Origin of the sequence: Agaribacter flavus, assembly GCF_042646125.1 — a bacterium.
Taxonomy (GTDB): Bacteria; Pseudomonadota; Gammaproteobacteria; order Enterobacterales; family Alteromonadaceae; genus Glaciecola; species Glaciecola flavus.
The window spans coordinates 1-727 of the sequence record NZ_JBHRSW010000056.1; the positions used below are offsets into that span (position 1 = coordinate 1).

The 727-nt window shown below is 45.7% G+C and carries 1 protein-coding gene; it reads left to right on the forward strand.

Annotated elements, in window-relative coordinates; translation table 11 throughout:
• On the forward strand, positions 1-727 hold a 727-nt coding region (locus tag ACFOHL_RS17550; protein ID WP_376921546.1), incomplete at both ends, for an IS630 family transposase.

Genomic DNA, 727 nt, shown 5'->3' on the forward strand with positions numbered 1-727 from the left:
ATCACGACATGCCAAAGCCCGTGATAAGCGAGAGTGTGATCGCATCAAAGCGGTACTGCTTCGCTCGGAAGGTTGGTCGCTTACCATGATATCCCAAGCATTGCGTAAGAGTGAGGCGACTATCACACGCTACATTGGTGATTACAGTGTGAAAATGAAGCTAAAGCCGGCAGGCGGAGGCTCTAGCAGTCATTTGAATATTGAGCAAACAAAGCAACTCATCGCCCATTTATCCGAGTTTACCTATCAGCATACTCATCAGATTGTGGCTTATGTCAAAGCCACATGGGCTATCGCGTACTCTGTATCAGGCATGAATAAATGGCTTCACCAACACGGTTTTAGCTATAAGCAGCCTAAAGGCGTACCGCACAAGTTCGATGAAAAGAAACAAGCCGCATTTATCGACGCTTATGCATCGTTGCGAGATGCGCTAAGTGAAGATGAAAGCATCATCTTTATGGATGCGGTTCATCCAACCCAAGCCACAAAAATGAGCTGTGGATGGATAAAAAAAGGCGTAGATAAACCCGTCGCTACAACAGGCAGTCGCACGCGGATGAATCTTATTGGTGGTATTGAGTTGGGTCAGTTAGATAGAGCCACCGTACAAGATTACGACACCATAAATAGTGACACTATCTGCGCCTTTTTCGACGAATTAAAAGCGAAATATCCGCCAAATCACACATTGCATTTGATATTGGACGGTGCTGGCTATCATCGT